Origin of the sequence: Flagellatimonas centrodinii, from assembly GCF_016918765.2 — a bacterium.
Classification (GTDB): Bacteria; Pseudomonadota; Gammaproteobacteria; order Nevskiales; family Nevskiaceae; genus Polycyclovorans; species Polycyclovorans centrodinii.
Genome location: NZ_CP092104.1, coordinates 1,932,975 through 1,958,924, shown reverse-complemented (window position 1 = coordinate 1,958,924; position 25,950 = coordinate 1,932,975). Strand labels below are relative to the sequence as shown.

Sequence of the window (25,950 nt, the reverse complement as noted above, 5' to 3'; positions counted from 1 at the left end):
CTCTCATGCACCGCGAAGCGCGGCGAGTCGCGCCAGGACGTTCTCGGGGACAGCGTCGGCCGGGATGGTGGCGAAATGATGCGTGGGCGTGCCGGTGTCGGCTGTGGCCGGCATCACGCCATCCCAGAAGGTGTCGGGCAGGCTCACCACCGACAGCACCCCCTCGACCGCCTGGGGCGCGACCACGCACTGCAGCACGGATGTATCCCCTTCGAGAACGGCCCCCGATGGCAGATGCACGCCGACATCCCATCGATAATGCGTGGCGATGTTGAGGAGGGGCGGGTACAACTCCAGCGCCTCGACGCCGTCGGCCGCCGCCGTCAGCAGCACGCCATCGACCTTGCAGTCGCCAAAGCTGCGCAGGAATGCCGCCATGTGGACGGCGCAGGTATCGATATCGTCGTCGTCAATCGCGTCGTCGACATCGGCGCCGAAGGCCATCTGCCATGCCGCCGTGATCATCGCCCGTGGCGAGGGCATGCCGAGCACCAGCGGAGCGGTCGGGAACGCGGCGCGAAGGCCGCCGACCATCTCCACCAGATAGGCCGACAAGCCCTCGTCTGCCATCAGGGTTCGCAGCGGAAACGTCGTGCGGCGCTTGGCCGACATCGCCGCAGCCAGGGCCGGATGGGCAGCGACCCAGGCCTGCATCACATGCACCAGCGGCACCGCGGTGAGATCTGCACGCAGCAAGCCTTGCGCCTTGCGGCGAAACGCGACGTACTCGGCGCTGTCGAGCCAGGGCGTTCGACCGGCGCCGAGCAAGCGCTCCACGTAGACGGTGTCCTCCAGCCACAGCAGCGGTGATGCAGCCGTGCTGAGGGTCGCCATCAGGCCGGTCATGACGCGCTGAGCCGGGCGACTTCCGCTTCCAGTTCCGCGATGCGGACGTCCTTGGGATTGAGCATGAACTGGCTCTGCAGCGCCTTGCCCTCCATCTTCACCCGCTGGCCCATCATGATGCCGTAGACCGTGCTGACATCCGGGCCCCAACTGCCCATGTACGGCAGGTTGGCGGGCGGCTCGTCGGTACACCAGTCGGCGACGAAGGCATCGAAGGGCTTGCCCCGTGCAATGCGCGCGCGCCGTTCGGCGTCTCGCAATGCCGAGGTGGCCGCTTCATCCACCACCCGCGATCCGGCGTCGTACACCACCTTGAACACTTCGCGCGCGGTATCGTCACCGATCAGGTCTTCTTCGAGATCACGCATCACCGCTTCCGGGTCGCGCTGCAAGACATCACCGTAACCGCCGCCAGCACCCTGGCACATCATGTACAGCTCGCCTGGCGCCGCCAGCTCGAAGGTCATCGCCATCGGATGAGTCGAGTACTGCGCGCCCTCGATCGGCTGGTTGTTCATGATGTCGAGAATGTCGAAGCGGATCTTCTCCGGGTTCTTCTCGAGGTGCTCGAAGATGTTGGTGCCCTTGACCTTGCACAGCGGATAGGTCGGCGAGGCATAGCCACCGAACAGCGGCTGCGCGGAGGGGAAAAACGAACCGGAACAGCCGACCATGTAGCCCCACAGGTCGGAGCCGCGGAAGCTGTGGATCTGCTCGTAGCCGAGACCGGAACGCTGCTTGCCGAAGCCGACCCGGTCCTTGGCCAGGGTGAAGGCGCCGAGGCGCACCAACGGCAGGTCTTCCTCCATCAGCTCGATCTCGCCGAGGTCGCAACAAGCCGAGAACGGCGGCGACACCGAATGCTCGCCATCGCGATGACTGCGGCCGCCCTGCCCCATGCCGTTGATGTCGGCGCAGAAGTTGCCGACGAACTCGGCGTGCTGGGTCATGCCGCCGTAGATCAGGGTGGCCGGCTGGTCGTACTGCGGTGCCACCATGGCGGTGTAGCGGTGCGGCAGGCTGTAGGTGAACTTGGCCATCGGAATCGAGGCGATGGTCATGGTCTTGAACAGCGGAATCAGGCTCATGGCCTGCGGCGTGTCGAACGACCCGTTGATGATCGACTTCTCATCAAAGATGAACTCGAATGGCGTGAACACCGCCATGGTGAAGGGCAGATCGGGCCACACGTTCATCATGTAACCGCAGAACAGCATGGTCTTGAACGAAGCCTGACAGGCGTTGATCGAACGATTCAACAGCTCCGGCGACGAGCCGCGGAGGTCGACGATCATGGTGTCACCCTTGACCGTCACTGCCATGTTGAGCTTCAGCAAGACGCTTTCACGCAGGGTGGAATCGGCGAAGGAGACCGTGCGGGTGGTGCCGTCCGGCAGTTCGCGGATGCGCCGACGCACCTCTTCGGAGACGTCCTCCAGCTGCTTGCGCAGCATGATGATCAGGGCCTCGGGGCCGTGCTCTTCCAGCACCCGCATGATGCGCTCGCGCAGCCGGATCACCGAGTGCAGCCGCACCTTCATGTCTTCCAGCTGCAGCTTGGGGTCGCGCACCGAGTTCTGCAGGAAGGTGACGATGTCCCGCTTCAGCTCGAAGTTTTCGGCGCAGCGGAACGGGGGCATCTTCAGCCCCTCGTCAAACTTGCTCTCGGCCGCTGCCGGCATGCCACCCGGTTCGCAGGAGCCGTTCTCGCCCTCGTGGATGGTGGCGGAAATCCAGCAGATCAGCTTGCCCTCCCAGAACACCGGCATCATCATCGACTGGTCGGTGTTGTGGATGCCGCCATAGCGGGCGTCGTTGTGGATGAAGGCATCGCCCTCGCGCACGCCGACGGTCGGCTCCGTCGCCCAGTACTTGTTGATGAACTTGATCGGGTAGAACACCGCCGCGGCGAAGCCGCCGACACCATGCGGCGCGATCAGCGACAGGTCACCGGACGCCGTGAAGATGGCGGTGGTCATGTCACCCCACTTGGCACCCGGCGCCGCGCCCATCTGCTCGATCATGGTGTGCGATTCGTCGAGGGCGGCGACGATCAGGCCCCGGACCTCGTTGACCTTGTGCGGGTCGACCGCGCCGGACAGCAGCTGGTCCTCGATCTCGGTCCGCGCCTCGATCTTGTGGTTTTCCATGATCGCCGGATCGGGCGCATAGAACATCTTGTTGTTCTGCAGGAACCGGTTGAGCAATTCTTGCTGCTCGGGCGTCATCTGCGGGTCATTCATGATGTGCTCCGTGAAATCTGAGGGGTGCCCTCAATGGACGTGAACCAGACCGCTTTCTGTTCTGCGGCACGGAAACGCCAGCCCGGCTCCACCAGGTAGGTGGTCGCGCGCGTCACCACGATGGCCGGCCCGTCGATCTCGGTGCCGACGGCCAATGCCGCTTCGTCGTACAGCGGCGTTGTCAGGGCGCCGTCGATGCCGACGAAGTGGCAGTCGCGACTGCCGACCGCCGTCGGTGGCGGCTGCCCCGGCCCTTCCGGCTTGATGCCGGAGAACTGGATGCCCGGCAGCTCGACATAGGCGCAGACCCGGATGGTATTGATGCGCACGCCCGCTTCCGGGGTCTGACTGCCCTCGCCGAAGCGCTCACCGTAGCGGGCGAAGAACTGCTCGATCAGCTTGAGCACATCCTCGGGGCCGGTAATCCGGTTGAGATCGGTGACCACGGCGGTTTCCACGCGCTGGTTGCCATAGCGCATGTCCAGCTCCAGCCGGTAGCCGATCTGCTCGGCGGTGAACCCCTGGCGCAGCAGGTCTTCGCGACCCCGCGCTTCAAGCTGCTCGACGATGCCGTTGAAGAATCCGTAGTCCTTGAAGAACAGCTGCCGGTTGGCGTCGAACAGCACGGTCCAGGTGCTCATCTCATGGATGTGCAGCTGGCTCATGTTGCCGGCACCACAGGCCGAGAACACCGACGCAAACGGCGGTGCCAGGATCGTCTTTACCCCCAGGGCGCGGGCAATGCCGCAGGCGTGCAGCGGCCCGTTGCCACCGTAGGCCAGGGTGGTGAAGTTCTCCGGCTCGTAGCCACGGGTGCGCAGCTCGCGGGCAATGCCATTGGCCATGTTGGTGTCGACCGACGACTTGATCAGCTTGGCCACCTCGACCACCGACATGTCGAGCTCATCGGCGAGATGGGCCTCGATCGCCTGCTTCGACCGGCGCGGGTTGAGCTTGATGAAGCCGCCGGCGTAGTGACCGGGGTCCAGATAGCCCAGCACCAGATCGGCATCGGTCACGGTCGGCTTGAGACCGCCCCGGTCATAGCAGGCCGGGCCAGGATCGGAACCAGCCGACTCCGGCCCCACCTGTACCGTCTTGAACATGCGGTCATAGGAGCAGATCGAACCGCCACCGGCGCCGAGGGTGACCAGATGGACCATCGGCACGCTGACCATCCAGCGTTCGATCACCGGGTTGAAGTCGTAGTGCTTGACCCCGCCCTCGACGACGATGCCGATATCGAAGCTGGTGCCGCCCATGTCGGTGGCGACGATGTTGCCGAGCCCGGTCTGCGTCGCCAGGTGCTCGCTGGCGGCGATGCCCGACACCGGCCCGGAGTGCACCGTCTGCAGGGCATCGGTGGAGTTGAGCTGCGCCATGCCGCCGGAGTTGTGGTTGCACAGCATCGGCTTGTCGTAGCCGGCATTGCGCAGATTGAGTTCCAGCGTCCCCAGGCCGTGGTACATCACCTGGTGCAGGAAGCCGTCGATGATGGTCGACATCGCCCGCACGTACTCGCCCTTGCGGCCGGCCACTTGATGCGACAGCAGCATCGGAATGGCGCCGAGCATGTGGCCCGGATATTCCTCGAGAAAGATCTCGCGGATGCGCTGCTCGTGTACCGGGTTGACCACCGAGTTGGCCAGCACCACGACGATCGCCTCGGCGCCCTTGTCCACCAGTACGCGGAGACTCTCGCGCAGGCCGTCCTCGTCCAGCGACATCACCACCGCACCGGCGTAGTCGACGCGCTCACGCACCTCCTGGATCATCGGGATCGGCACGATCGGATCCGGCCGTTGTGCGTTGGGGACATCCATCTGCTGCTTGTGTGGCAGGCCGGTGGCATAGCCCTTGGCGCGGGTCAGCGGCACCGACGACTTGAAACCGGCGGTGGTCAGCAAGCCCAGCCGCGGGCCCTTGCGCTCGATCAGCGCGTTGGTACCCAGCGTGGTGGCATAGCGCACCGAATCGACCTGTGACAGCAGTTCCCGCTCGCTCACCCCAAGGTCGGCGCAGGCGCTCTTCAGCGCCTCGTTGAAGCCCAGCGCCAGGTTCTGGTGGGTGGTTAGCGCCTTGGTCTCGATGCAGCGGTTGTCCCAGGCCACGAAGCAGTCGGTGAAGGTGCCACCGATATCGACCGATACCCGTCTCATGAGCGGCTCCCCGAACCCTGATACTGCGCGACCGGTTGTCCGCTGTGGGCAGCCGGGCGTGGCGGCTCGGCCCCCACCGGCGCCGTCTTCACCTCTTCGCGGTCCTTCCACTGTGCCTTGAGCACGTCAATATCCAGCTCGATGTCGCGTACCGGCGGGTGTCCGGGTGGCAGATATTCGGTTTCGATCATCGTCCCGCAATGCGGACAGTAGTATTCGAGAATGCGGCACCACACCGGATTGGGCGCATAGGTGAATTCGTAGCGCTCGGGGTCGAGCAACGGTTTGTGGATCTCGCGGGGGTCGCGGTCATACACCAGCAGGCCACGCTTGTAGTTGTCACGCGCATCGAACAACTCGCCGGCGCAGGCACGGCATTCCCACTTCTCGGTTTCGAGATCGATGCGCAGGTTCTCGGTCATCAGCACTTTCATGTTCCGGGGCTCCTCCAGATGTTCTATTCGCGGGTCAACAACACGTCGCCGGCGTCGCTGACCTCGAAGGACCAGCCCGCGTCGATGCGGCAGGTGAAAAACGCCTCTTCCAGCACCGCCGGTCCGGCAGCACGCGCGCCCGCGGGTTGGGCTTCAACGCGGTACAGCGGCAGGTCGGCATGCGCATCGCCCACCCGTACCCGACGGCGAACATCGCTGCGGGGCGCCACCTGGGTGCCATTGAATCGGCCCCGCAGCTGCGGCTGGGCAATGGCGCGGGTGACCTGAAGCTGCAGCGTGCGCGTCTCGCCGCTCGCGGCGGCAGGCACGGCGTCGCCGAGCGGCAGACAGTCGTCGCGATCGGCGCCGCTGATCCTCACCCGCCATTCCAGCGTGCACTCGGACAGGGCGAAGCCCTCGCCGTACATGCCGCGTTCGGCACGCTTCAGCAGGTCCTGACGCACGGCATCAAGATCAGCGCTGTCGTCGAGGGGGGCTTCGCACAGGTGGGCGATGTCGGAAAAACCGAGGCCGAAGGCCGAGAACACCGCCGCCAGACCGGGGATCAACACCCGCGACGCGCCCACCGCTTCCGCCACCTTGCAGACCACGAAGGGCCCGGCACCACCGAAAGCCGCCAGGGTGGTGTCGGGTGTGACGGTGGTGAAGGCGCGAATGCCGGCCGCCACCTTCTCCACCCAGGCGGCCTCCATCTGCGCTGCGGCGACGTCAACATCCAGACCCAGCGGCTCGCCGACATGGGTGGCGATGGCCTTGCGGGCACGCTCGGCGTCGATCTTCAACTCACCACCGAAGTAGGAAGCCGGGTCGAGCAGACCGGCCAGCAGAAAGGCATCGGTGATCGTGGCTTCGGTGCCGCCAAGGCCGAAACAGGCGGGCCCGGGTGCACTGCCGACACTCTCGGGGCCCACCTGAATCGCCTGGCCGCGGGCGCGGATCACTGACGACCCGCCGACCCCGACGCTGACCACGTTGCACAGCGGGAACGACACTTCCACGCCTTCGACCTGGCCGCGGGCATCCTCACGGACGCTGTTGTCGCGCACCTCACCGATGTCGGTGGTGGTGCCGCCGATGTCGATCGACACCAGATGCTGCAGGCCCAGGTGCGCTGCCAGCGCACGGGCGCCCTCCATGCCACCACGGGGCCCCGAACTGTAGGTCTTGAGCGCGATGGTCTTGGCCACCCGCGCCGAATGGCCATCGTTGCGGAAGATCAGCAGCGGGTTCTGCGCCTTGTGGGTGCGCAGCTTGTGCTCGGCGTTGTAGAGAAACCGCTCCATCGCCGGGTGCAGGAAGGCGTTGAACAGCGCGGTCCAGGTGCGGCGGACGTCGTTGTCGTCCTGTACCACCTCGTGGGAGTAGAGGATGGGCACGGCGCCGAGCAGGTGCTGCGGAAACTTGCGCAGCAGAATCTTCTTCAGGCGAATTTCGGCGGCGAGGCGGTCGGGGCCGCCGTGGGCGATGACCACCCGGTTGGCACCCGCCGAGGCCAGCCGGTTGACGGCGTCGACCAGTGCCGGCTCGATCGCGGCATCGTCGAGGCCCGCATCCAGGGTCGCAATGCGCTCGCCGACCAGATCGGCAAACAGTGCCGTATGCAGTGGGTCGTCCTCGAAGCCGGCCGCGCTGAGCGTGCCGCCGAGCACCAGCCCCAGCCGCGGGCCCTTGCGCTCGACCAGCGCGTTGGTGCCCTGGGTGGTCGAATAGCGGATGTGGTCGGTGCTCGACAGCAGCGAGACGATGTCGCTCTTGCCGTAGATCTGCGAGGAGACCTTGACCAGTCCCTCGAAAAAGCACTTCGACAGGTCGAACGGCGTGGTCAGCGTCTTGGTGCGATACACCTGTGCGCCGTCCATCACGCAGATGTCGGTCAAGGTGCCGCCGTTATCGATATTGATGAGTTTCCCCACCGTCTTCTCCTCAGTTTGCGGTCTGAGGACGGTAGGGCAGGCGACGCCGAGGCGTCCCCACCCTAAAGGATTGAGCCGAGGGTGGGTGGGTGGGGCCGGTCGGCGGTCAGCCGATCCGGCAGCGCCGCGGGGTGGCGCCGACGATCAGAGACCGTCGGTCAGCCAGGGCGATTCGAACAGTGCAATGGCACCACTTTCGGGGCTGGCAGCACCGCCGACATCCAGCGAGGCGGCAGGCGCTTGCAGTGACATCGTGGTGCCATCCGCGAACTGCAGGGCATCAATCGGTGCCTCGGCGTTGAGGCCGTTCAGGGCCTTGGCAATGGCATCGTCCTGGCGCAGTGCCTGACTCTCGGCGCCATCGTCGGTCACGGTGATGGTGAGCGTCTGGCTGTCGGTCCCGCTGGCACCGCTGACCCGCACGATCACCTCATACACGTTGTCGGTATCGCTATCGCCGGGGTTCTCGAAATCCGGTGCGTCGAGAAACCGGAGGGCGCCGGTGGTCGCGTTGATGTTGAACAGCGCCTGGTCGTCACCACCGACGATGCTGAAGCTCAGCGTGTCGTCGGTCGCTTCGGTGACGACCGTGGTCACCGCGGTGGTGTTCTCGACCACCGACAGATCGGCGGTATCACCGCCACCGTCGCTGGTGATTTCAGCCACGTTGCCGACGGTGACCGTAATCGTCTGAGTGTCGGTCTGGCTGCCATCGGAGGCCTGCACTTCGACGACGTACTGGTTGTCGCCATCGTCATCGGCCGGTGTTTCGAAATCGGGGGCCGTCTTGAAGGTGAGCGCACCGGTGCTGCTGTTGATATCGAACAGATCGGCATCGACGCCACCGGTAATGCTGTAGCTGATGCCCGACCCCAGCGACACCACGGTGGTGACGGCCGTCGTGTTTTCGGCGCTATCGACCGAGGCCGTATCGCCGCCGCCATTACTGAGAATACGCGGCGCCTGCGCGGTGCTGCCGCCGCCATCGTCATCGCTGTCGGAGGCAGCCACCACACCAAGCGCCACCAGCCCGCCGCCAATCGCAACCGCCCCCCACAGCGGCAGGCCGAAGACCGTCACGGCATCGGGGTCGCGGCCTTCCAGCTCGGCGTGGCTGATCAGCGTCACCGTTGACGGATTGAAGGGCTGTGGCGCCGGCGATTCGCCGGTCGGCGGGGCGGCGTCGGCCTCAGCCTCGCCGTCAGCGCCAGCCTCGGCCTCGGCTTGCGCCCGCGCCGGCGGTGGCTGCTGCTCGGGCGCCTCCTGTTCCCGTGGTTGTTCCTGTTCCAGCCGCTCGGCGAGCTTCAGGGTATCGGCACGCGCAACAACCAAGGGCGGGACAGCCGCCACGGTGAGTTCTGCGGGCGGGGCGAGATCGATCGGGCGGACGACAGGGTCATTCATTGAAGCGATTCCTCAAACAACGGACGCAGTGAGCGCAGGGACGGCGGCCACCGTACTACACGGCGAGCCGGTCGGGGTGCGCCAGGTACCAGCGCACGGTCTCACTGATTTCGGCGGCAAAGCGCTGGGCCCGGGTCCAACCCAGTTCGTCACGGATCTTGGTGGCATCGATGGCATAGCGCCAGTCGTGGCCGGGGCGGTCGGTGACGAAGCTGATGAGATGCTCGTGCGGGACGCCTTCGGGGTGTTCGGCATCCATCACCCGGCAGATCTGCCGCACCACGTCGATATTGTGCTGCTCGTTGCCACCGCCGATGTTGTAGCACTCGCCGAGCCGTCCGCGGCGCATGACGGCGTCGATACCGTGGCAATGGTCAGTGACGAACAGCCAGTCACGCACGTTGCTGCCATCGCCGTACACCGGAATGGGCTTGCCCTGCAGGCAGCTGCGGATGATGGTGGGAATCAGCTTTTCGCCATGCTGGCGCGGGCCGAAATTGTTGGAGCAGTTGGTGGTGACCACCGGCAGCCCGTAGGTGTGAAACCAGGCGCGCACCAGATGGTCCGACGCCGCCTTGCTCGCCGAGTACGGCGAGTTGGGGGCGTAGGGCGTGGTTTCGGAAAAACCGGGATCATCGGCGCCCAAGGTGCCGTAGACCTCGTCGGTGGAGATGTGGTGAAAGCGCACGCTGGTTGTGCCCAGGCCCCGGTCCTGCTGCCAGAACTGGCGACAGGCCTCCAGCAGCGTGAAGGTGCCGGTCACGTTGGTTTGCACGAAGGCTTCGGGGCCGGCGATGGAGCGGTCGACGTGCGACTCCGCGGCAAAATGCACGACCGTGTCGATACGGTGCTCACGCAGTAGCCGGTCCACCAGGGGGCGATCGCAGATGTCTCCTTTGACCAACTGGTGGCGATCTGCTGCGGGCAGCGCATCAAGGTTGTCGGCGCGGCCGGCATAGGTGAGCGCGTCGAGGGTCACCACCACGGCATCGGGGTCCTGCGCCAGCAGGGTGTGGACGAAGTTGCTGCCGATGAAGCCGGCACCGCCGGTCACCAGCAGTCTGCGGGGGGTATGGACGGTGACGGCGGTCATGAGGCCTTGAGATCCTGCATCAGGGTATGGAGGCTGGCGCGCCAGTCCGGCGGTTGCAGCCCCAGTTGCGCGACGCTGCGCTGCATGTCGAGCGACGACTGTGCCGGCCGCTTCGCGGGCGTCGGGTACTCAGCCGTGCTGATGGCCTGCACCTGCGGTGCACGGTCGAGCACGCCGGCGGCCACGGCTTCGGCAAAGATGGCCTCGGCAAAACCGTGCCAGCTGACGAACGGCTGGCCGGCATAGTGATAGGTGCCCCAGGGCAGTGCTTCAGCCTGCGCTGCACGGCGCGCCAGCGACATCAGGGTATCGGCAATGTCCGCCGCCGCCGTCGGGCCACCGCGCTGGTCAGCCACCACCTTGAGCAGGTCGCGATCGCGCCCCACCCGCAGCATGGTCTTGACGAAGTTGTGGCCGAACTGCCCGAACACCCAGCTCACCCGCAGGATGAGATGCTGCGGTAACGCGGCGCGCAGTGCCTGCTCGCCGGCCCACTTGCTGGCACCGTAAACGCCCAGCGGCGCGGCGGGCTGGTCGTCGGTGTAGGGCATGGCCGCGGTGCCGTCGAACACATAGTCCGTCGACAGGTGGATCAGCACCGCGCCAACCGCCGCACAGGCCGCGGCCAGGTGCGCCACCGCGGCGGCATTGATGGCGTTGGCTGCCTCGGGGTCCTGCTCGGCCTGGTCGACCGCGGTATAGGCCGCCGCGTTGATGACGACCCGCGGCCGATGGTGCGCCAGGGTGGCTCCCACGGCGGCGGCGTCGGTGAGGTCAAGCGCGGCACGGTCCAGCGCGAGATCGCCGCCCCCCAGGCGCAGCGCCAGTTCGCGGCCGACCTGACCGCCGGCACCGGTGATGAGCAGGTTCATGACGGGCCGGCAGGAAGCGCGGATTGGTCCGCCAGCATTGGCAACACCCGGTCCTTGTCGGACAAGGCGAAGGGCACGTCAAGGCGGGGCCAGTCGATGGCCAGCGCCGGGTCGTTAAAACGGATACCCGCCTCGGAGGCCGGATGGTAATAGTCGGTGCACTTGTAGACGAAGTCGGCTTCGTCAGACATCACCAGAAAGCCGTGGGCAAAGCCCGGGGGAATGTAGAGCTGGTGATGCGCCACATCGTCCAGCACGCAGCCGTAGGCCTGGCCAAAATGCGGCGAGCCACGACGCACGTCCACCGCCACGTCGAACACCTGGCCGCGCGACACCCGCACCAGCTTGCCCTGTGGCTGCGTCAGCTGATAGTGCAGGCCACGCAGCACCCCCTTGCGTGAGCGCGACTGGTTGTCCTGCACGAAGCGGACCTCCAGCGCCTGTTGCAGGAACTGTTCGGCGCGATAGGTTTCAACGAAGAACCCGCGGGCATCGCCAAACACCTTGGGCTCCAGCCGCAGCACCCCCGGCAAGGGCGTTTCGACAATGTTCATGGCAGCAGGTCCAGCAGGTATTGGCCGTAACGGGATTTGCGCAGCGGCTCGGCCAGGCGCGCCAATTGGGCGGCGTCGATCCAGCCCTGACGGTAGGCGATCTCTTCCGGGCAGCAGATCTGCAGGCCCTGACGTTCCTGCACCGTACGGACGAAATTGCCGGCTTCCAGCAGCGAGTCATGGGTGCCGGTGTCGAGCCAGGCGTAGCCGCGGCCCATCATCTCCACCTGCAGGTCACCGCGCGCCAGATAGGCACGATTGAGGTCGGTGATCTCCAACTCGCCGCGGGCCGAGGGCTGCACCTGACGTGCCAGATCGACCACATCGGCATCGTAGAAGTAGAGGCCGGTGATGGCGTAGTTGGACTTCGGCTCGGCGGGCTTTTCTTCGATGTCGATGGCACGGCCGTCAGCATCGAACTGCACCACCCCGTAGCGCTCCGGGTCGCGCACGTAATAGCCAAAGAGCGTCGCACCGCGGGTGCGTGCCGCCGCCCGCCGCAGCATCTCGGGCAGGCCGTGGCCAAAGAAGAGGTTGTCGCCGAGTATCAGGCAGGCCGGCTCGCCGGCCAGAAAGTCGGCACCGATGACGAAGGCTTGCGCCAAGCCATCCGGGTTCGGCTGCACCGCGTATTCCAGACGCATGCCCCAGTCGCTGCCATCGCCCAGCAATTGCTGAAACGCCACCTGATCCTGCGGGGTGGTGATGATCAGCACCTCTCGCAGGCCGGCCAGCATCAGCACCGACAGCGGGTAGTAGATCATCGGCTTGTCATACACCGGCGTGAGCTGCTTGCTCACGCCGCGCGTCACCGGGTACAGCCGGGTGCCGGAGCCGCCGGCGAGGATGATGGCTTTCATGGGGTGATGAGGTCCACCGCTGGGGCCACTAGCATACGAAAAAGCCGCCCGCAGGCGGCTCGTTCGTTTTGCCTGGCTTACTTGCCCTTGGGCAGGGCCGCCTTCAGCTGCTCGGCAAACGCGGCACGCGCGGTCTGCGCAATGCCCACGCGGACGCGCAGCTGCTTGATCTCACCGTCGGTGGCGTTGAGGTTGACCAGCGCAGTGCGGGCTTCCTTGCTCAGGTCGGCCCAGTTGTACTTCTTGCCGTCGATGGTGACGACTTCTTCTTTTGCCATGTGGAACACTCCGGTTGGCGTCAAAAAATGTGCTGCAATTCTAGCCGATCAGGCGTGAACCCGCCGCGGCATGGCGGCCACGCGATCCACCAGCGCGAGCTGCTGCGGTAGACATCGGGTGGTGAGGTCGTAGCGATCGATTACGGTCTGGCGGGCTGCGTCACGCAACGGTCGATAGTGGTCCTGTCGGGCCAGCACGTCGGCCACCCGTTCCGCCAATGCCTGTGGGTCGAGGAACGGGGTCAGCAAGCCGTTTTGCCCGTCCTTGATGACCTCCGTCACCGACGCAGTATCGCTGCCGACCACAACCGCACCGACCGACATCGCTTCGAGCATCGACCAGCTCAGCACAAATGGCACAGTGAGATAGACGTGGCAGCTTGAAGCCTGCAGCAGGCCGATGAAGGTCGAATACGGAATGCGCCCGAGGAAGTGAACGCGACTCGCATCCACTTCGCCCTGCACCTCGCGCCAGATCACCTCGCGCCAGTTCTTGCCGTTCTCCGGCCGCGCGCCATAGCTGACATCGGTGCCCCCGACAATCGCCACGTGGGCATTCGGGCGCGCCTTGAGCAAATGCTTCAGCGACCGGGCGAACACATGCCAGCCCCGTGCCGGCTCCAGGTTGCGGTTGACGAAGGTCACCAGCTCATCGCCCTGCCCGAGCGCCAAGCCAGAGGAAAACGTCACCTTGCGGTCCGGCGCCGGGGCGATGACCCGGGTGTCGACGCCATCGTGAATCACGTCGATCCGCTCCCGGTACTCCACTGGCACCTGTTGTCGCTGCCATGCGGTCGGGCTGTAACCCCAATCCATCTGTTGCAAAGCCAACAAGTTCATGGCGTTTTTTGACCGCACCCGACCCGGCTCGCGGCTGCCGGCCGAGAACTCCGGATCAAATCCCACGTCAGCACCGTTGGCATGGTAGTACCACTCCACGAAGTGCAGTTGGCGCGCGTCGGGAAACACGTCCTCCACACAGAAGCCCTCGCCCCAACCGGGATGCAGCACCACCAGATCAGGCTCAAAGCCTTCGGCCTTGATCTGCTGCAGCGCTCTCCACGCCTCTTCGGCGCGGATCATCTTGGTCTCGAACTCGCGGGTCCAGCCTTGAATGCCGTCGGCATTGGCGCGGTCGACCTTGTAGCGCCACATCGGCAGGTCCTTGAGACCGGCCCCCTCAATGGCGAGTGCGCGCACATCGTCGCCACGGGCCTTCAGCGCCGGCGCCAGATGTTTGAACTGTCCTGGAAAATTCTGGTGCAGAAAGAGAATGCGCATGAAATGTCTTCGGGCAAAAAAATCCCCGCCGAAGCGGGGATTAAAAGGTTCGAGAGGCCGGGCCCCGAGGGGCCCGGCGCTTTCAGTACCGATTACACGTTGTCGTACGACACCACGATGTCACCGCCAGCCGTGGTGGTCGTGCCAACCAAGGTCGCGATGTGCTCCAGCGAGAAGCCCGCCGTGTTGAGGTCGGCAGCGTTGCCAGCCAGCGTGAACTGGTAGACACCGACACCGTTGTCCGACTCAACCGCCACCGTGAAGGTGCCCGCATCGATACTGGCGACCACATCCGCGATGAGGCTTTCTACCGCGCCACCGTCGGAGATATCGGTCAAATCCACCGCGCCAGCGTCGGTGAACTCAATGATATCGGTCGTCGCCATGATGTTGACAGGCGCCGCGTTGACGTTGAAGAACTCCTGATCGGTACCGCCACCGCCAGCGCCGATCTGCAGCACATCCTGCGTGGTTGCGAAGTTCTGGATCAGCAGCGCGCTGTCGATACCGCCGTCGATGGTGACGTTGTCAATGCGCACCAGGTCAGCCGTCGCATCAACCGTAAGGTCAAGGCTCTGACCACCGCGGATCGCATCAGCACCGCTAAAGGTGATGCTGTCCGCCCCACCCTGCAGGGTGAAGTTCTCGACATCGTCATCAGCCGTCACGACACCCGCCGCCGCCGTGGTCAGCACGATGGTCTGGATGTCCCCACCCAGGTCCGTGATACCCGCCGTGAAGGCGTTGTACTGATCGCCAGTCATGGTGAACGTACCGGCACCGTCAAGGCGGAGACTTTCGATCGCCGTGAGCGTTGCACCGGTGATGTCGAACCCGCCCTGCGCAACGATCTGGTCACTGCCGGCACCCAGATCATACGTGCCGGTCAGCACCTGACCACCTGCGGAAATGATATCCGCGCTTGCGGCCGTGCTGGTGACATTGGTCGCCGTCGCGCTGTCGCCGAACAAGTTGAAGGTGCCGCCGAAGGCCGACGTGTACTGCTCGACGTCGGCGTCAACCACCACCACACCACCGTCAGACAGGATCACCTCGTCAGCGCCGCCGCCGGCCACGATGTTGCCCGTGCCGAACCCGGTGTGCTGCGCCACCGTCATGGTGATGATCCCGGTGAGGTTCAACTGCTCGGCCGTAGTGGCCGCGCCGCCGTTAACGCCGGAGATGTCAGCGCCGGTGGTGGCGGTGATTTCATCCGCCGCGCCACCCAGGCTGTACGTGCCGGTCACCGTGAGGCCGTCGACATTGATCACGTCGCTGCCACCCGTGCCAGTCACGTCAACCGCCGTACCGGCCGCATCGACGTTCAGCAGGCTGCCACCCAGCGCGCCAAGCACGTAGGTTTCGATGTCGGCATCCGCATCCACCGTGCCGGAGTCGGCCAAAGTGATCTGGTCTGTCGGGCCAGCCGCATCGATCCCGTTGGCCGCGACGAAGGCCGCATGCTGCGCCACCGTCATGGTGACGTCGCCGGTGACGTTGATCAGCTCGGCCGTGGTGGCCGCGCCGCTGTTGACGCCGGAGATGTCAGCACCTGCGGTGGCGATGATCACGTCGGTGGCATCGGCCAGCGCGTAGTCACCGGTCACCGTGAGGCCGCCGACATTCACGGCAAGCGGCTGTGCAGCCGTACCGTTGATGTCGACCGCTTCCGCGCCAGCCAGCACGTTCACCGTGCCGGTGTCGAGGAAGGTGTAGGTCTCGACGTTGTTGCCGATGCTCAGCACGCCGTCACCATCAAACACCGTGATGGTGATGGACGTGCCGGGTCCGCCGGTGATGGTGCCGAAGGACTCGTACTGCGATTCGGTCATCGACACCGCGCCGGTGATGATCAGGTTCTCGAAGTTGCTGATCGTCGCACCGCTGATGTCTGCGCCATTGCGCAGATCCAGGGTGTCGTTGCCCGCAGCGCCGCCATCCAGCGTGCCGGTGGCGGTCAGACCGTCAACGATCACCGTCTGGTCATTGCCACCGTTGCCCGTCACGCTCTGACCGGCCGCGCCCACCGTGAAGGTGAAGGCGTCGTTCAGGACGTAGGTTTCGACATCGGCGTCACCGGTCACCAGGCCGTCGCCATTGGCAGCGGTCAGGGTGATGGTGTTGGCAGCCCCCGCAGCGTCCAGCTGCGTGAAACCGTCATGCTGCTGCTCGGTCATGGTGGCGTTGAAGTTGCCCAGATCCAGCGTCTCGGCGGTGGTTTCGCCACCGGCATTGAGCGCGCTGAAGTCGACGTCGCCACCGGTGACCACCAGCTGGTCATTCGGGGCGCCGGCGTTGGCCGCCAGATCCAAGGTGCCGGTCAGGGTTGCCTGACCACCCGTCTGCACCACGTCGTTATTGCTGCCCGTGGTGAAGACATTCTGGAAGCTGGCGCCGAAGGTGAACACGTTGCCGACGCCATCAGCCAACTCGTAGGTCTCAACCGAGGCGTCGCCCGTCAGCACACCGGCATCCGCCAGGGTGATTTCGTCAGCGATGCCAAGGCCATTCAGCGTGCCTGCCGCATTGTGCTGCGCCACCGTCATGGTGACGTCGCCCAGCACGGTGATGGTCTCCGCGGTGGTGTCGGCGCCGCCGTTCACACCAGAGATGTCGGCACCGTCGGTCGCGTTGAGGATATCGGCACCGTTGGCCAGCGCGTAGTTGCCGGTCACCGTCAGCCCACCCACGTTGACCGTGGTCGGGTTGGCCGCATCGCCATTGATGTCGACGCTGGTCAGACCAGCGTTGACAGCGACAGTGTTGGCACCAGTGGAGGAGACATTGTAGGTCTCGACGTCGGCATCAGCCGTCACCAGACCGGCCCCTTCCACCGTGGCGCTGTCAGCGCCGCCGATGGCGGAAATGTCACCGAAGGCTTCGTGCTGCACCTGGGTCAGCGTAATGCCGCCGGTCAGGCTGAGGGTTTCCGCCGTGGTGTCACCACCGACGTTGACGCCGGTGATGTCCGCACCGTTGCTGGCGGTGAGGGTGTCACCGATTGCACCCGACAGCGTGTACGCGCCGGTAACGGTGAGGCCACCGACATTGACATTGCTGCCGTCGAGGTTGGCCGAGCCGGTGATGTTGACGCCGGTCGTCGCCGCGTTGACGTTGATCGTGCTGCTACCACCGGGGACGCCGAAGTTATCGAGGTTGTAATTCTCGATGTTGGCAGCGGCACTAATCGTGCCCACCGTGGAAATCAGCACCGCGTCGTTGCTGGCGTCCGTATCCACCACGTTGGCCGCGTTGTGCTGCGCCGCGGTCATGGTGACGCCATTGTTGATTTCGATCGTCTCCACTGCAGTGACATCGGCACCGCTGATGTTGGTGCCGTTCACCGTAACGAGGGTGTCAACACCGACGCCGCCCAGCGTGCCGGTGAGGGCACCTGCGATGGCATTCACGGTGTTCGTGCCGGCGCCGGTATCGACGTTCTGACCAAGCGCGCCCAGCGTGAAGATGTCATCACCAGCCGACAGCACATAGCTTTCGATATCGGCGATTCCGGTAATGCCCACGCCCGGGAAAGCGGTCGCGGTGGAATCGAAAATGGTGATGGTGTCGGTGGTGTTCGGCAGCACATCGCCAGCGTCCACGATCATGCCCAGCGTGCCAGTGCCGTTGGTGGCGCCGTGCTGTGCAGCGGTGATGGTGATGCTTGAGAGCGTGACCAGGGTCTGCTCGATGCCACTGACGGTGGCACCGGTGAGGTCGTCACCGCTGTCAACCACCAGGGTATCGATGCCGGCACCACCGTTGATGACACCGTCGACATCGTCGATGGCGCCGGTACGGATGATGTCGTTACCGTTACCGCCGGTGACGTTCTGCGTGGTCGAACCCAGGGTGAAGTCGGTCGCGGCGTTGGCCAGCTGGTAGCTGCCCACGTCGGCGTCGCCCACCAGGGTGCCGCCGGTGGTCAGCGTGATGGCGCTGGCAGCGCCGACGCCGTCATCTTCGATGTCGGTGAAGGCATTGTGCTGTGCCAGCGTCATGGTGGCGGTATCCGCGCCTGCTGCCGTGCCATCACCAATACGCGCCACTTCAACGTTGCTGAGCGACGAGGTGCTGATGTCCTGACCGTCGATGACGATGGTGTCGGAACCGCCGGCACCGTCGAGGGTGAAGGTGTCGCCGGGGCCGAAGGCCGGATCGAAGGTGAAGGTCTCGTTGAGGATGGTCCCGACGATGTTCGCACCCGGGGTGATCACGGTCTGGCCAACCGTCAGACCGGACAGGACGTCAGCACCGGTGAGGGTGTTGACTCCCGACAGGATGATCTGCAGGTCGTTGCCGTTGAGAACACCGTCGTCGTTGAGGTCGACCCAGAGGACGTTGTTGTCCTGCTGGTACACGACATCAAGCACGTTGTCGCCAGAGGTGATCGCGCCCTGGGCCGTGGCGAAGTCCGCCGCATTGCCCGAGAAGTTGATCAGCGCACCTGCGCCGTACTGCGCCACGGCTTCGGTCACATACCGGAAGTCGATGACATCGGAGCCGGTCTGGAAGTCGGTGATGGTGTCACGGCCGGAAAGTGAGGTGGAGCTGTCAGCACGTTCAACGTAGTAGAAGGTGTCAGCCCCGGCCCCGCCGGTCAGCGTGTCACCGGCACCGGCATTGTTGCCACGGCCTGCGAAGATCTGGTCGTTGCCCGTTCCGCCGTCGATCACATCGACGTCGACACCGCCGGTGATTTCGTCGTTGCCATCATTGCCGACAAGGGTGTTGAGACCGTTGCCACCGAAGATGGTGTCGTTGCCCGAACCCCCGTCAACGGAGTCGTTGCCGTTGCCAACGGTGATGGAGTCGTTACCCGCACCGCCGTTGACGACATTGTTGCCGGAACCGGCGTTGATCACGTCATTGCCGCCACCGCCGTCGATCGAGTCGTTGCCGGTGTTGGTGGTAATGGTGTCGTTGCCCAGGCCGCTGTTGACATCCAGGTGGATGTTGCCGGTGGCCGTGAGCACGAAGTCTTCGTTGAAGTCCAGCGCGGAAGCGTCGATCAGCTGGAAGTTCTGACCGTTGACGTCACCAAAGTTGGTGTCGATCAGCAGTGACGTATCGGCACCGTTGGCAACGTCATCCAGAATCGTGATGGTTTCCACGTTGGTGCTGTTGGTGAGATCCGCTGCACCGCCGGTCGCGCTGATGCGCACTTCATCACCGGTGGAGGTACCGCCCACCAGGGTGTCGTTGGCATCGAAGTCGACATCCTGACCCAGGAAGGTGATCAGGGCCGTGGTCATGCCAGCGTTGATGGAGTCGTTACCACCGGTGGCGCCGGCACGCAGGTCGACCGTGGTCGCCGTGGTGAACGCGGCGTCGAAGGTGACGACGTCATTCTGTGCGCCACCGATGATGGTGTTGAGGCCGCTGGCCTGAGCCTGAGCACCCAGGGTGGCGTTCACGCGGTCACCCACGCCGCCAGCGATGAGCTGCTCGACGCCGGTGACGTTGTCGTAACCGTCGTCGTCAATCAGACCACCGGTCTGCTGGATGGCATCCACGCCGCCGCCACCAATCATGGTGATGGTGGAACCCAGGTCGTCGCCATGGATGACCAGACGGTCATTGCCATTGCCGGCGTCGAACAGGATGTTGTTGTTGGTGCCAACGTTGTCCTTCACGAAGGTGTCGGTCGTCGCGGAACCAAAGACCTCGAAGCGGAAGTCGGCATCGAGCTGTCCGCCGTCAAGCGTGACGGTGAAGCTGTCGTTGACATCCGTCAGGGTGCTGGCGTCAATGGTGATGGTGTTGACCGTCAGGACGTTACCGCCGGTGAAGGTCAGCGAGTTATTGTCGGCATCGACGCCGACGAAACGATCACCATTGGTACTGAACTCGTAGCGCTCCAACCCGGTGACGTTGTTCAGGTTCACCCCGGCGGTAACCGCACCGCCGCTGTTGTCCATGATCACCTTGTCGGAACCGGCGCCTGCAGCGATCGAATCGCCGAAGGTCAGATCGGTGCCGCTGATCTGCACCACGTCGTCGCCGTTGTTCAGCACCAGGCTGTCATCACCCAGGCTGGTGACGACGGTGTCGTTACCGCTTCCGGTGGTGATGGTGTCGTTGCCGGCACCGCCGTTGTCATTGACCAGCAGGTCAGCGGTGAAACCACCCGCGTTAAGGACGTCGTTGCCGGCGCCATTCAGGTTGACGGTACGAATACCGCCGGCCTGGGCGTTGGCACCCAGCGTGGTGCTGGAGTTGGCATTGCCGGTGAGGTTCAGCACTTCGACGCTGCTGAAGTTGGCGAACGCGCCATCGGTGATGCTGTTCGGCGTGTTGTGCGCCGATTCCACTGTGTCGGTGCCGTCGCCGCCGGCAACCGTGTCGCCACCGTTGTTGGTCAGGCCGGTCGCACCGAAGTTGGCGTAATCGTTGCCGTCGCCCAGCGCAACATTGTCGTTGCCGCCCTGGCTGGCGTCGACGCTGTCGTTGCCCGCACCGCCGTCCAGCGTATCGTTGGACGCACCGCCGGTCAGCGTGTCATTGCCGTCTTCGCCGAACAGCTGGTTGACACCGGCGCCACCAATGATGGCGTCGTTGCCTGCGCCACCGCGGATGGTGTCGTTGCCGGAACCACCGGTCAGGGTGTCAGCACCCGCACCCGAGGTCACGCTGAAGCGACTGCCGTTGACCACCGCTGAAGCATCGAAATCGAACGCTTCGTTGCTGTCGAGATCAGTAGCGTCGACGTTGGTCAGCGCCTGATCATGACCCGCAACGACGGTCAGGTCAGTGATGCGGCTGCCAGCAGCGTTGGTGCCGTCTTCCACCTTCACCAGTTCGATCGACGCATTGGCGTCGAGGTCCATCACGAACACTTCGCGGCCACCCACCAGGTTCACGCCATCCTGAATCAGCGTGATCGTGTCATTGCCACGGTTGGTGCCCACGAGATCGGTAGAGAAACCGCCGTGAATACGATCAGCAGCGGTCAGTTCACCGCCATCAAAACGGAACTCTTCGTCGCCGTTGCCGCCCTGAAGGACATCGTCGCCGCCGCTATTGTTGCCGTTGTCGCCGTCACCCACGATGACGTCGTTGCCGGCACCGCCGATCAGGGTATCGTTGCCGTCACCGCCGATCAGGGTCAAGGGACCCGTACCACGGTTGGAGCCGTTGAAGTTCAGGGATTCGCCCGCGTCAAGCGCGCTGCCGTCGACTTCAACACCGGTGCTGTCCTGAGCGAAAGCGCTATTGACGCCGACGGTGTAGTTGTAGTTGCCGTTGATGTCGGCGAGCAGAATGCGCTCAACCTGCGTCACGTTGTTGAGATCGTTGGTGCCGTTGTTGGCGCCCACGTTCAACAGGTCGGCTCCGTCACCACCCGTGATGGTGTCGGCCACCGTCAGCTGCGTACCGGCATTGATGGTGTCGTTGCCGTCGCCGCCCTGCACCGACACGTTGCCCGCGCCAGTGAAATTGACGACGTCGTTACCGGCACCCATGTCGATGCGGTCGTTGCCCGCACCGGTGTTGAAGGTGTCGTTGCCGTCGCCTGCGGTCACGCTGTCAGCGTTGGCGCTGCCAGTGATCGAATCGTTGCCGGTACCGCCCACCAGGGTGGTGTTGCCGTTGGCAGCGGCCACCGAGAAGGTCAGGTTCTCGTCGCTGGACGAGCCGTCCACATTCTTGACGTTCGCGGTCAGCACGTCGGTGATGGTCAGCGCGGCATCCTGCGCATCCAGCACCAGGTTGACGGCGCCCGAACCGGCGGCGCCGCCGAGATCGGTGTTGAGATCATTGATGATCACGGCCAGCGGACCATCGGTGTGGATGGTGACCGTTTCGACCGCGAAATCGATGTTGAGGTCGTCCAGCGCATCACCAGCGTTGGTGGCACTGCGCACCGTCACGTCGACGAAGTCGTTGGCACCGGTCACGTCGATATCGCGGATATCAAGCGACACGTCAGTGGTGGTGCTGGTCTGATCGAGAATTTCGAGGAACGTGGTGTTCGCCACCGTCGCGCCTGCACCGGCACTGTTCAGCACGACGTTATCGGTGCTGTTCTCGACGCGCAGAATGCCGATCGGGCCGGAGCTCGACAGGTCGTAGGTGCTGGTTGCGGCCAGCGGCGAGTCGGAGGTGATGGCGAAAACATCGACATCGTTGAAGATGAAGCCGGAGAAAACGTTCAGCAGGCCGCCATCCACCGAGTGCGTGACGACATCGTTGCCGCCGCCGCCATTGACGCTGTCACCAGCGTTCAGGTTGTTGTTGGCACCGACGAAGACTTCGTCACCGGCATTGCCGTTGAAGATGTCGATACCCGGCGTGAAGACTTCGTCCACTTCTTCGACGTTGAGGGTGATGACCGCGGTATCGGTCCCGCCGTTGCCATCGCTCACGGTGTAGGTGAACGAATCCGGACCGGCGTAGCCGGGGGCCGGGGTGTAGGTGAAGCTGCCGTTGGGCTGCATGACCACCTGACCGCCCTGGGCGGTGACACCGCCGCCGGCAACCGAGAAGGTCAGGGTGTCGCCATCAACGTCGGTCGCGCTGACCGAACCGGCCAACACGGTGTCTTCAATCGCGGGCAGGGTCTGGTCCTGCGCCACCGGGGCATCGTTGACCGACACCACGGTAATGGACTGGGTGTAGGTCACCGTGCCGCCGTTGCCGTCGCTCACCGTGAAGGTGAAGGCGTCACTGCCATTGAAGTTGGCAGCCGGGGTGTAGGTGTAGGTGCCGTTGGCGTTGACAACGACGGTGCCGTTCGCCGGGCCGGTGGCCAGCGCGTAGGTCAGCGTGTCGTTGTCGGCGTCGGTGGCCACCGGCAGGGTGCCGTTGAGCACGACGTCTTCGTTGGTGGTTGCGGAGCCGTTGGCGCCGACCGGTGCGTCGTTGACGTTGGCGACATTGACGTTGACGGTGTAGGTGCTGGAGCCCCCGTTGCCGTCGCTCACCGTGTAGGTGAAGGCATCCGCGCCGTTGAAGTTGGCGTTCGGCACGTAGATGAACGAGCCGTTGGCATTGACGGTGACGGTGCCGTTGGCGGCGCCCGTGTTCAGCGCGTAGGTGACGGTGTCGCCGTCAACGTCGGTAGCGGCCGGCAGATTGCCGTTGAGTACCTGGTCTTCGGTGGCGCTGACGGTGAGGTTGCTTGCAACCGGGGCGTCGTTCACCGGGGTCACGGTCAGATTCACGGTCGCGGTGGCGGTGCCGCCGTTGCCGTCGCTCACCGTGAAGGTGAAGCTGTCGTTACCGTTGAAGTTGGCGTTCGGGGTGTAGGTGTAAGCACCGGTGGTGCTGTTCACGGTGACCGTGCCGTTGGTCGCCTGCGCGTTCAGCGCGAAGGTCAGGGTGTCGCCGTCGACGTCGCTGACCAGGCCGGCGAGCGAGCCGGAGATGGCAGCATCTTCAGCACCCGAGCCATTGCCATTCACGGCGACCGGCACGTCATTGACGGCCGTCACGTTGATGGTCAGGGTCGCCGACGAGGTGGCGCCACTCGGATCGGTGACGGTGAAGTCGATGGTCACCGGGCCATTGAAGTTGGCCGCCGGGCTGAAGGTGAAGGAACCGTCGGGGTTGAGGTTCAAGGTGCCCTGTGCCGCGGTCGGACCCTGGTCAATGGTGTAGGTCAGCGTATCGCCATCGGCATCGGTCGCGGGAAGCTGACCGGCGAATGCAACGGTATCTTCGGCGGTGGTCAGCGTGACGTTCGTCGCAACCGGGGCAGCATTGTCGTCGTCATCGTCATCGCCACTCAGGGCGAAGGCCACGGCGGCAGTCGCGCCAGCGCCGATGGCAACCCACGTTCCCAGACCCCAGCCGGTGTCAGCGGCACCGCCAGCATCGCTGGCCGTCGTTCCGGACTGGGCAACCATCACGTTTTCTGCGCCTTCGGCCTGATCGGCGAAGACAGAGGTCAAACCAGCTTCTTCAGAGGGGACTTCTTCCGAAGCGTCAGCGGCGGCCTGCTCCTGGGGGGCGGCTTCCTGCTCACCTTCGACGGCTTCTTCCTCTTCCTCCTTCTTGGCGAGGAGGGCGTCTTCAGCCTGCTTCTGCTTCAGCAGCTCAGCCTCGAGCGCCTGCTGAGCAAGCAATGCCTGTTCGGCCTGCGTTTTGATGGTGTTGGTGTCTTCAGTACGCACACCAACATCCGCACGGCCGTTTGATTCTTTCGCCATCTTTAATCCCCTACGTGATTACATGCCCGGCGTCGCGCCGGAGTGTGGAACGAGCAAAAACAATAGAACAACGTGGTGACGGTGCCCCTATTTGGGAGCGAGCCTAGCAAATGCCCTCAGCCCTTTCAACAAAGATTCGCATTAATTTTCCTTGAATACACAGGCAGTTCGGGGCGATACCTGAACCGGCTTGCTCAGACCGTCACCGACCACTGTCAGCCGACCGGAGCCACCGGATGCACAGCGGTGGCGCATGAACATTCCGGGTCTGCACACTTTCTGTTCACCATGGCCTGCCGGATCGGCGCCATCGTGGTGCAGCGCCGGGGCCGGAAAGCCATTACGGCACGAGGTTTCGAGCCATAAGCCACCTTCAACCGCGCCGCCCCTGCCGGTCAACCCCCTATATGGTGATTCGTCACCATAAATGTGACCGACATCGCAGCCCGGAGGCCAAGCCATTTGTGCATACAGGCGCTGAAGCCACGCCCCACGCTCGATGGGCGGGGGGCATTCACCATTCACCGGCCGCGGCTGGTGGCGGCGCCCAGGTGAGGTCCATTCGCGCAACGGCGGCGCCAACGGCGGACAAGATCGACTCAATGCGGTCATGCGACACCAACAGCAATATCGATGCCAGCCCTCAACGCGTCGCCACCCGTTTACCGTTCGACCAGCGCCTCGCTGCTGATCCGCCGCAGCGGCTTGAGCAGGTACTGGGCCACCGAACGATCGCCGGTGATGATCTCGACGGTCGCGGTCATGCCGGGCAGCACATCGATCTCATCACCGCGCTTGTCGGGAAATTCGTCGATCTGCACATGCACACGGTAGTAGGTGGTCTTGCCCTTGGGCGTGTCTTCTTCCAGCGTGTCGGAGCTGATGTAGGTGACATGCCCCCGCAGGGAGCCGTAGACGGTGTAGTCGTAGGGGTCGAGCTTGACGTTGGCCTTGAGGTCGCGGCGGACAAAGGCGACATCCCTGGGCGTGACCTTGGCTTCGATCAGCAATGGGTCATCGGATGGCACGATCTGCAGCAGCTCGTCGCCCGACTTCATCACCGCACCAATGGTGGTGGACTTGACGCTGTTCACGGTGCCGGTCATCGGGGCATACAGCTTGGTTGCTGCGAGCGCGCCCACGCGCTGGATCAGCACCTGCTCGGCCTGCTCCATTTCGGCACGCGCCTTGGCCAGTTCGGACTGCGCTTCCTGCCGGTAGCCATTGGCCTTGTTGGTGATCTCGCCGCGGATTTCGCTCACCTGCCGGCGCATGCGCAACACCTCGCTGGTGGAGGCATCGCCGGTGGCGGCGAGATTCTCGAGGGCTTCCAGTTCCTGGCTCGACAGCGACAACGAACGCTCGAGGGCGGTCAGCTCTTCCTCTTGCAGCTCGCGGCGGCGGTCATAGAGGTTGCGCATGGACTGGACGATATCGGGGTACTTCAGCACTTCGGCGGAAAACCGCAGCGGGCGGTTCTCGAGCTCGGCCTCCAGGCGCTCCATGTTGGCCTGCAGGCTGGCCACCTTGGTGCGGATTTCCTGCGAACTGGCCTGAAAGCGCTCGGGGTCGAGCTCGGCCAGCAGGTCGCCGGCCTGTACCGTATCGCCTTCGCGAACGTGCAGCTTCTGCAGCACGCCGCCGTCCACCACCTGCACCACCTGCGACCGGCTGGACACGATCACCGTCCCCGGTGCACGGATCTGCTCTTCAAGGTGGGCCCAGGTGGCCCAGGCGCAGAACACACCGATAAACAGCAACAGACCCCACAACACATAGTGGCTGCGACCGAGATCGAGCGGCTCGGCGCGCGCGAACAAGCGTTCTTCGATCTTCAC

The 25,950-nt window shown here is 64.5% G+C and carries 14 protein-coding genes; all 14 read right to left on the bottom strand.

The genetic code is table 11. The annotated features are described in order from the left end of the window. Positions 1–3 precede the first annotated feature (3 nt). The gene (locus tag JN531_RS09135) at positions 4–834 is read right to left on the bottom strand and encodes a hypothetical protein (RefSeq protein ID WP_228348562.1); all 831 of its coding nucleotides are present in this window, start codon (positions 832–834) and stop codon (positions 4–6) included. An 8-nt stretch (positions 835–842) separates the two neighbouring features. Beyond that, positions 843–3,089, bottom strand: coding sequence for a hydantoinase B/oxoprolinase family protein (locus JN531_RS09130; RefSeq protein ID WP_228348561.1), 2,247 nt, complete (start codon positions 3,087–3,089; stop codon positions 843–845). Beyond that, positions 3,086–5,248, bottom strand: a complete 2,163-nt coding sequence (locus JN531_RS09125; protein WP_228348560.1) for a hydantoinase/oxoprolinase family protein — start codon at positions 5,246–5,248, stop codon at positions 3,086–3,088. Before JN531_RS09125 ends, JN531_RS09130 begins: the two co-directional genes overlap by 4 nt. Beyond that, positions 5,245–5,682, bottom strand: a complete 438-nt coding sequence (locus JN531_RS09120; protein WP_228348559.1) for an acetone carboxylase subunit gamma — start codon at positions 5,680–5,682, stop codon at positions 5,245–5,247. Before JN531_RS09120 ends, JN531_RS09125 begins: the two co-directional genes overlap by 4 nt. Positions 5,683–5,705: 23 nt before the next feature. Beyond that, on the bottom strand, positions 5,706–7,616 hold the full coding sequence (locus JN531_RS09115; protein WP_228348558.1) for a hydantoinase/oxoprolinase family protein: 1,911 nt from the start codon (positions 7,614–7,616) through the stop codon (positions 5,706–5,708). 144 nt (positions 7,617–7,760) lie between these two features. Beyond that, on the bottom strand, positions 7,761–9,020 hold the full coding sequence (locus JN531_RS09110; protein WP_228348557.1) for a cadherin repeat domain-containing protein: 1,260 nt from the start codon (positions 9,018–9,020) through the stop codon (positions 7,761–7,763). Between the two features lie 55 nt (positions 9,021–9,075). Then, the gene (gene rfbB / locus JN531_RS09105) at positions 9,076–10,113 is read right to left on the bottom strand and encodes a dTDP-glucose 4,6-dehydratase (RefSeq protein WP_228348556.1); all 1,038 of its coding nucleotides are present in this window, start codon (positions 10,111–10,113) and stop codon (positions 9,076–9,078) included. Further along, complete coding sequence (gene rfbD / locus JN531_RS09100; protein ID WP_228348555.1) at positions 10,110–10,985, bottom strand: dTDP-4-dehydrorhamnose reductase; 876 nt, start codon at positions 10,983–10,985, stop codon at positions 10,110–10,112. The genes rfbB and rfbD overlap by 4 nt, the downstream gene beginning before the upstream one ends. Beyond that, the gene (gene rfbC / locus JN531_RS09095; RefSeq protein ID WP_228348554.1) at positions 10,982–11,539 is read right to left on the bottom strand and encodes a dTDP-4-dehydrorhamnose 3,5-epimerase; all 558 of its coding nucleotides are present in this window, start codon (positions 11,537–11,539) and stop codon (positions 10,982–10,984) included. Before rfbC ends, rfbD begins: the two co-directional genes overlap by 4 nt. Next, complete coding sequence (rfbA, locus tag JN531_RS09090) at positions 11,536–12,399, bottom strand: glucose-1-phosphate thymidylyltransferase RfbA (protein ID WP_228348553.1); 864 nt, start codon at positions 12,397–12,399, stop codon at positions 11,536–11,538. Before rfbA ends, rfbC begins: the two co-directional genes overlap by 4 nt. A 77-nt stretch (positions 12,400–12,476) precedes the next feature. Next, the gene (locus tag JN531_RS09085) at positions 12,477–12,677 is read right to left on the bottom strand and encodes a DUF6447 family protein (protein WP_228348552.1); all 201 of its coding nucleotides are present in this window, start codon (positions 12,675–12,677) and stop codon (positions 12,477–12,479) included. 48 nt (positions 12,678–12,725) lie between these two features. Beyond that, positions 12,726–13,958: a glycosyltransferase gene (locus JN531_RS09080; RefSeq protein WP_228348551.1), complete on the bottom strand. Its 1,233-nt coding sequence runs from the start codon at positions 13,956–13,958 to the stop codon at positions 12,726–12,728. A 92-nt stretch (positions 13,959–14,050) separates the two neighbouring features. After that, entirely contained in the window at positions 14,051–24,112 is a 10,062-nt protein-coding gene (locus JN531_RS09075) for a tandem-95 repeat protein (RefSeq protein ID WP_228348550.1), read from the bottom strand. Between the two features lie 662 nt (positions 24,113–24,774). Then, entirely contained in the window at positions 24,775–25,950 is a 1,176-nt protein-coding gene (locus tag JN531_RS09070; protein ID WP_228348549.1) for a beta-barrel domain-containing protein, read from the bottom strand.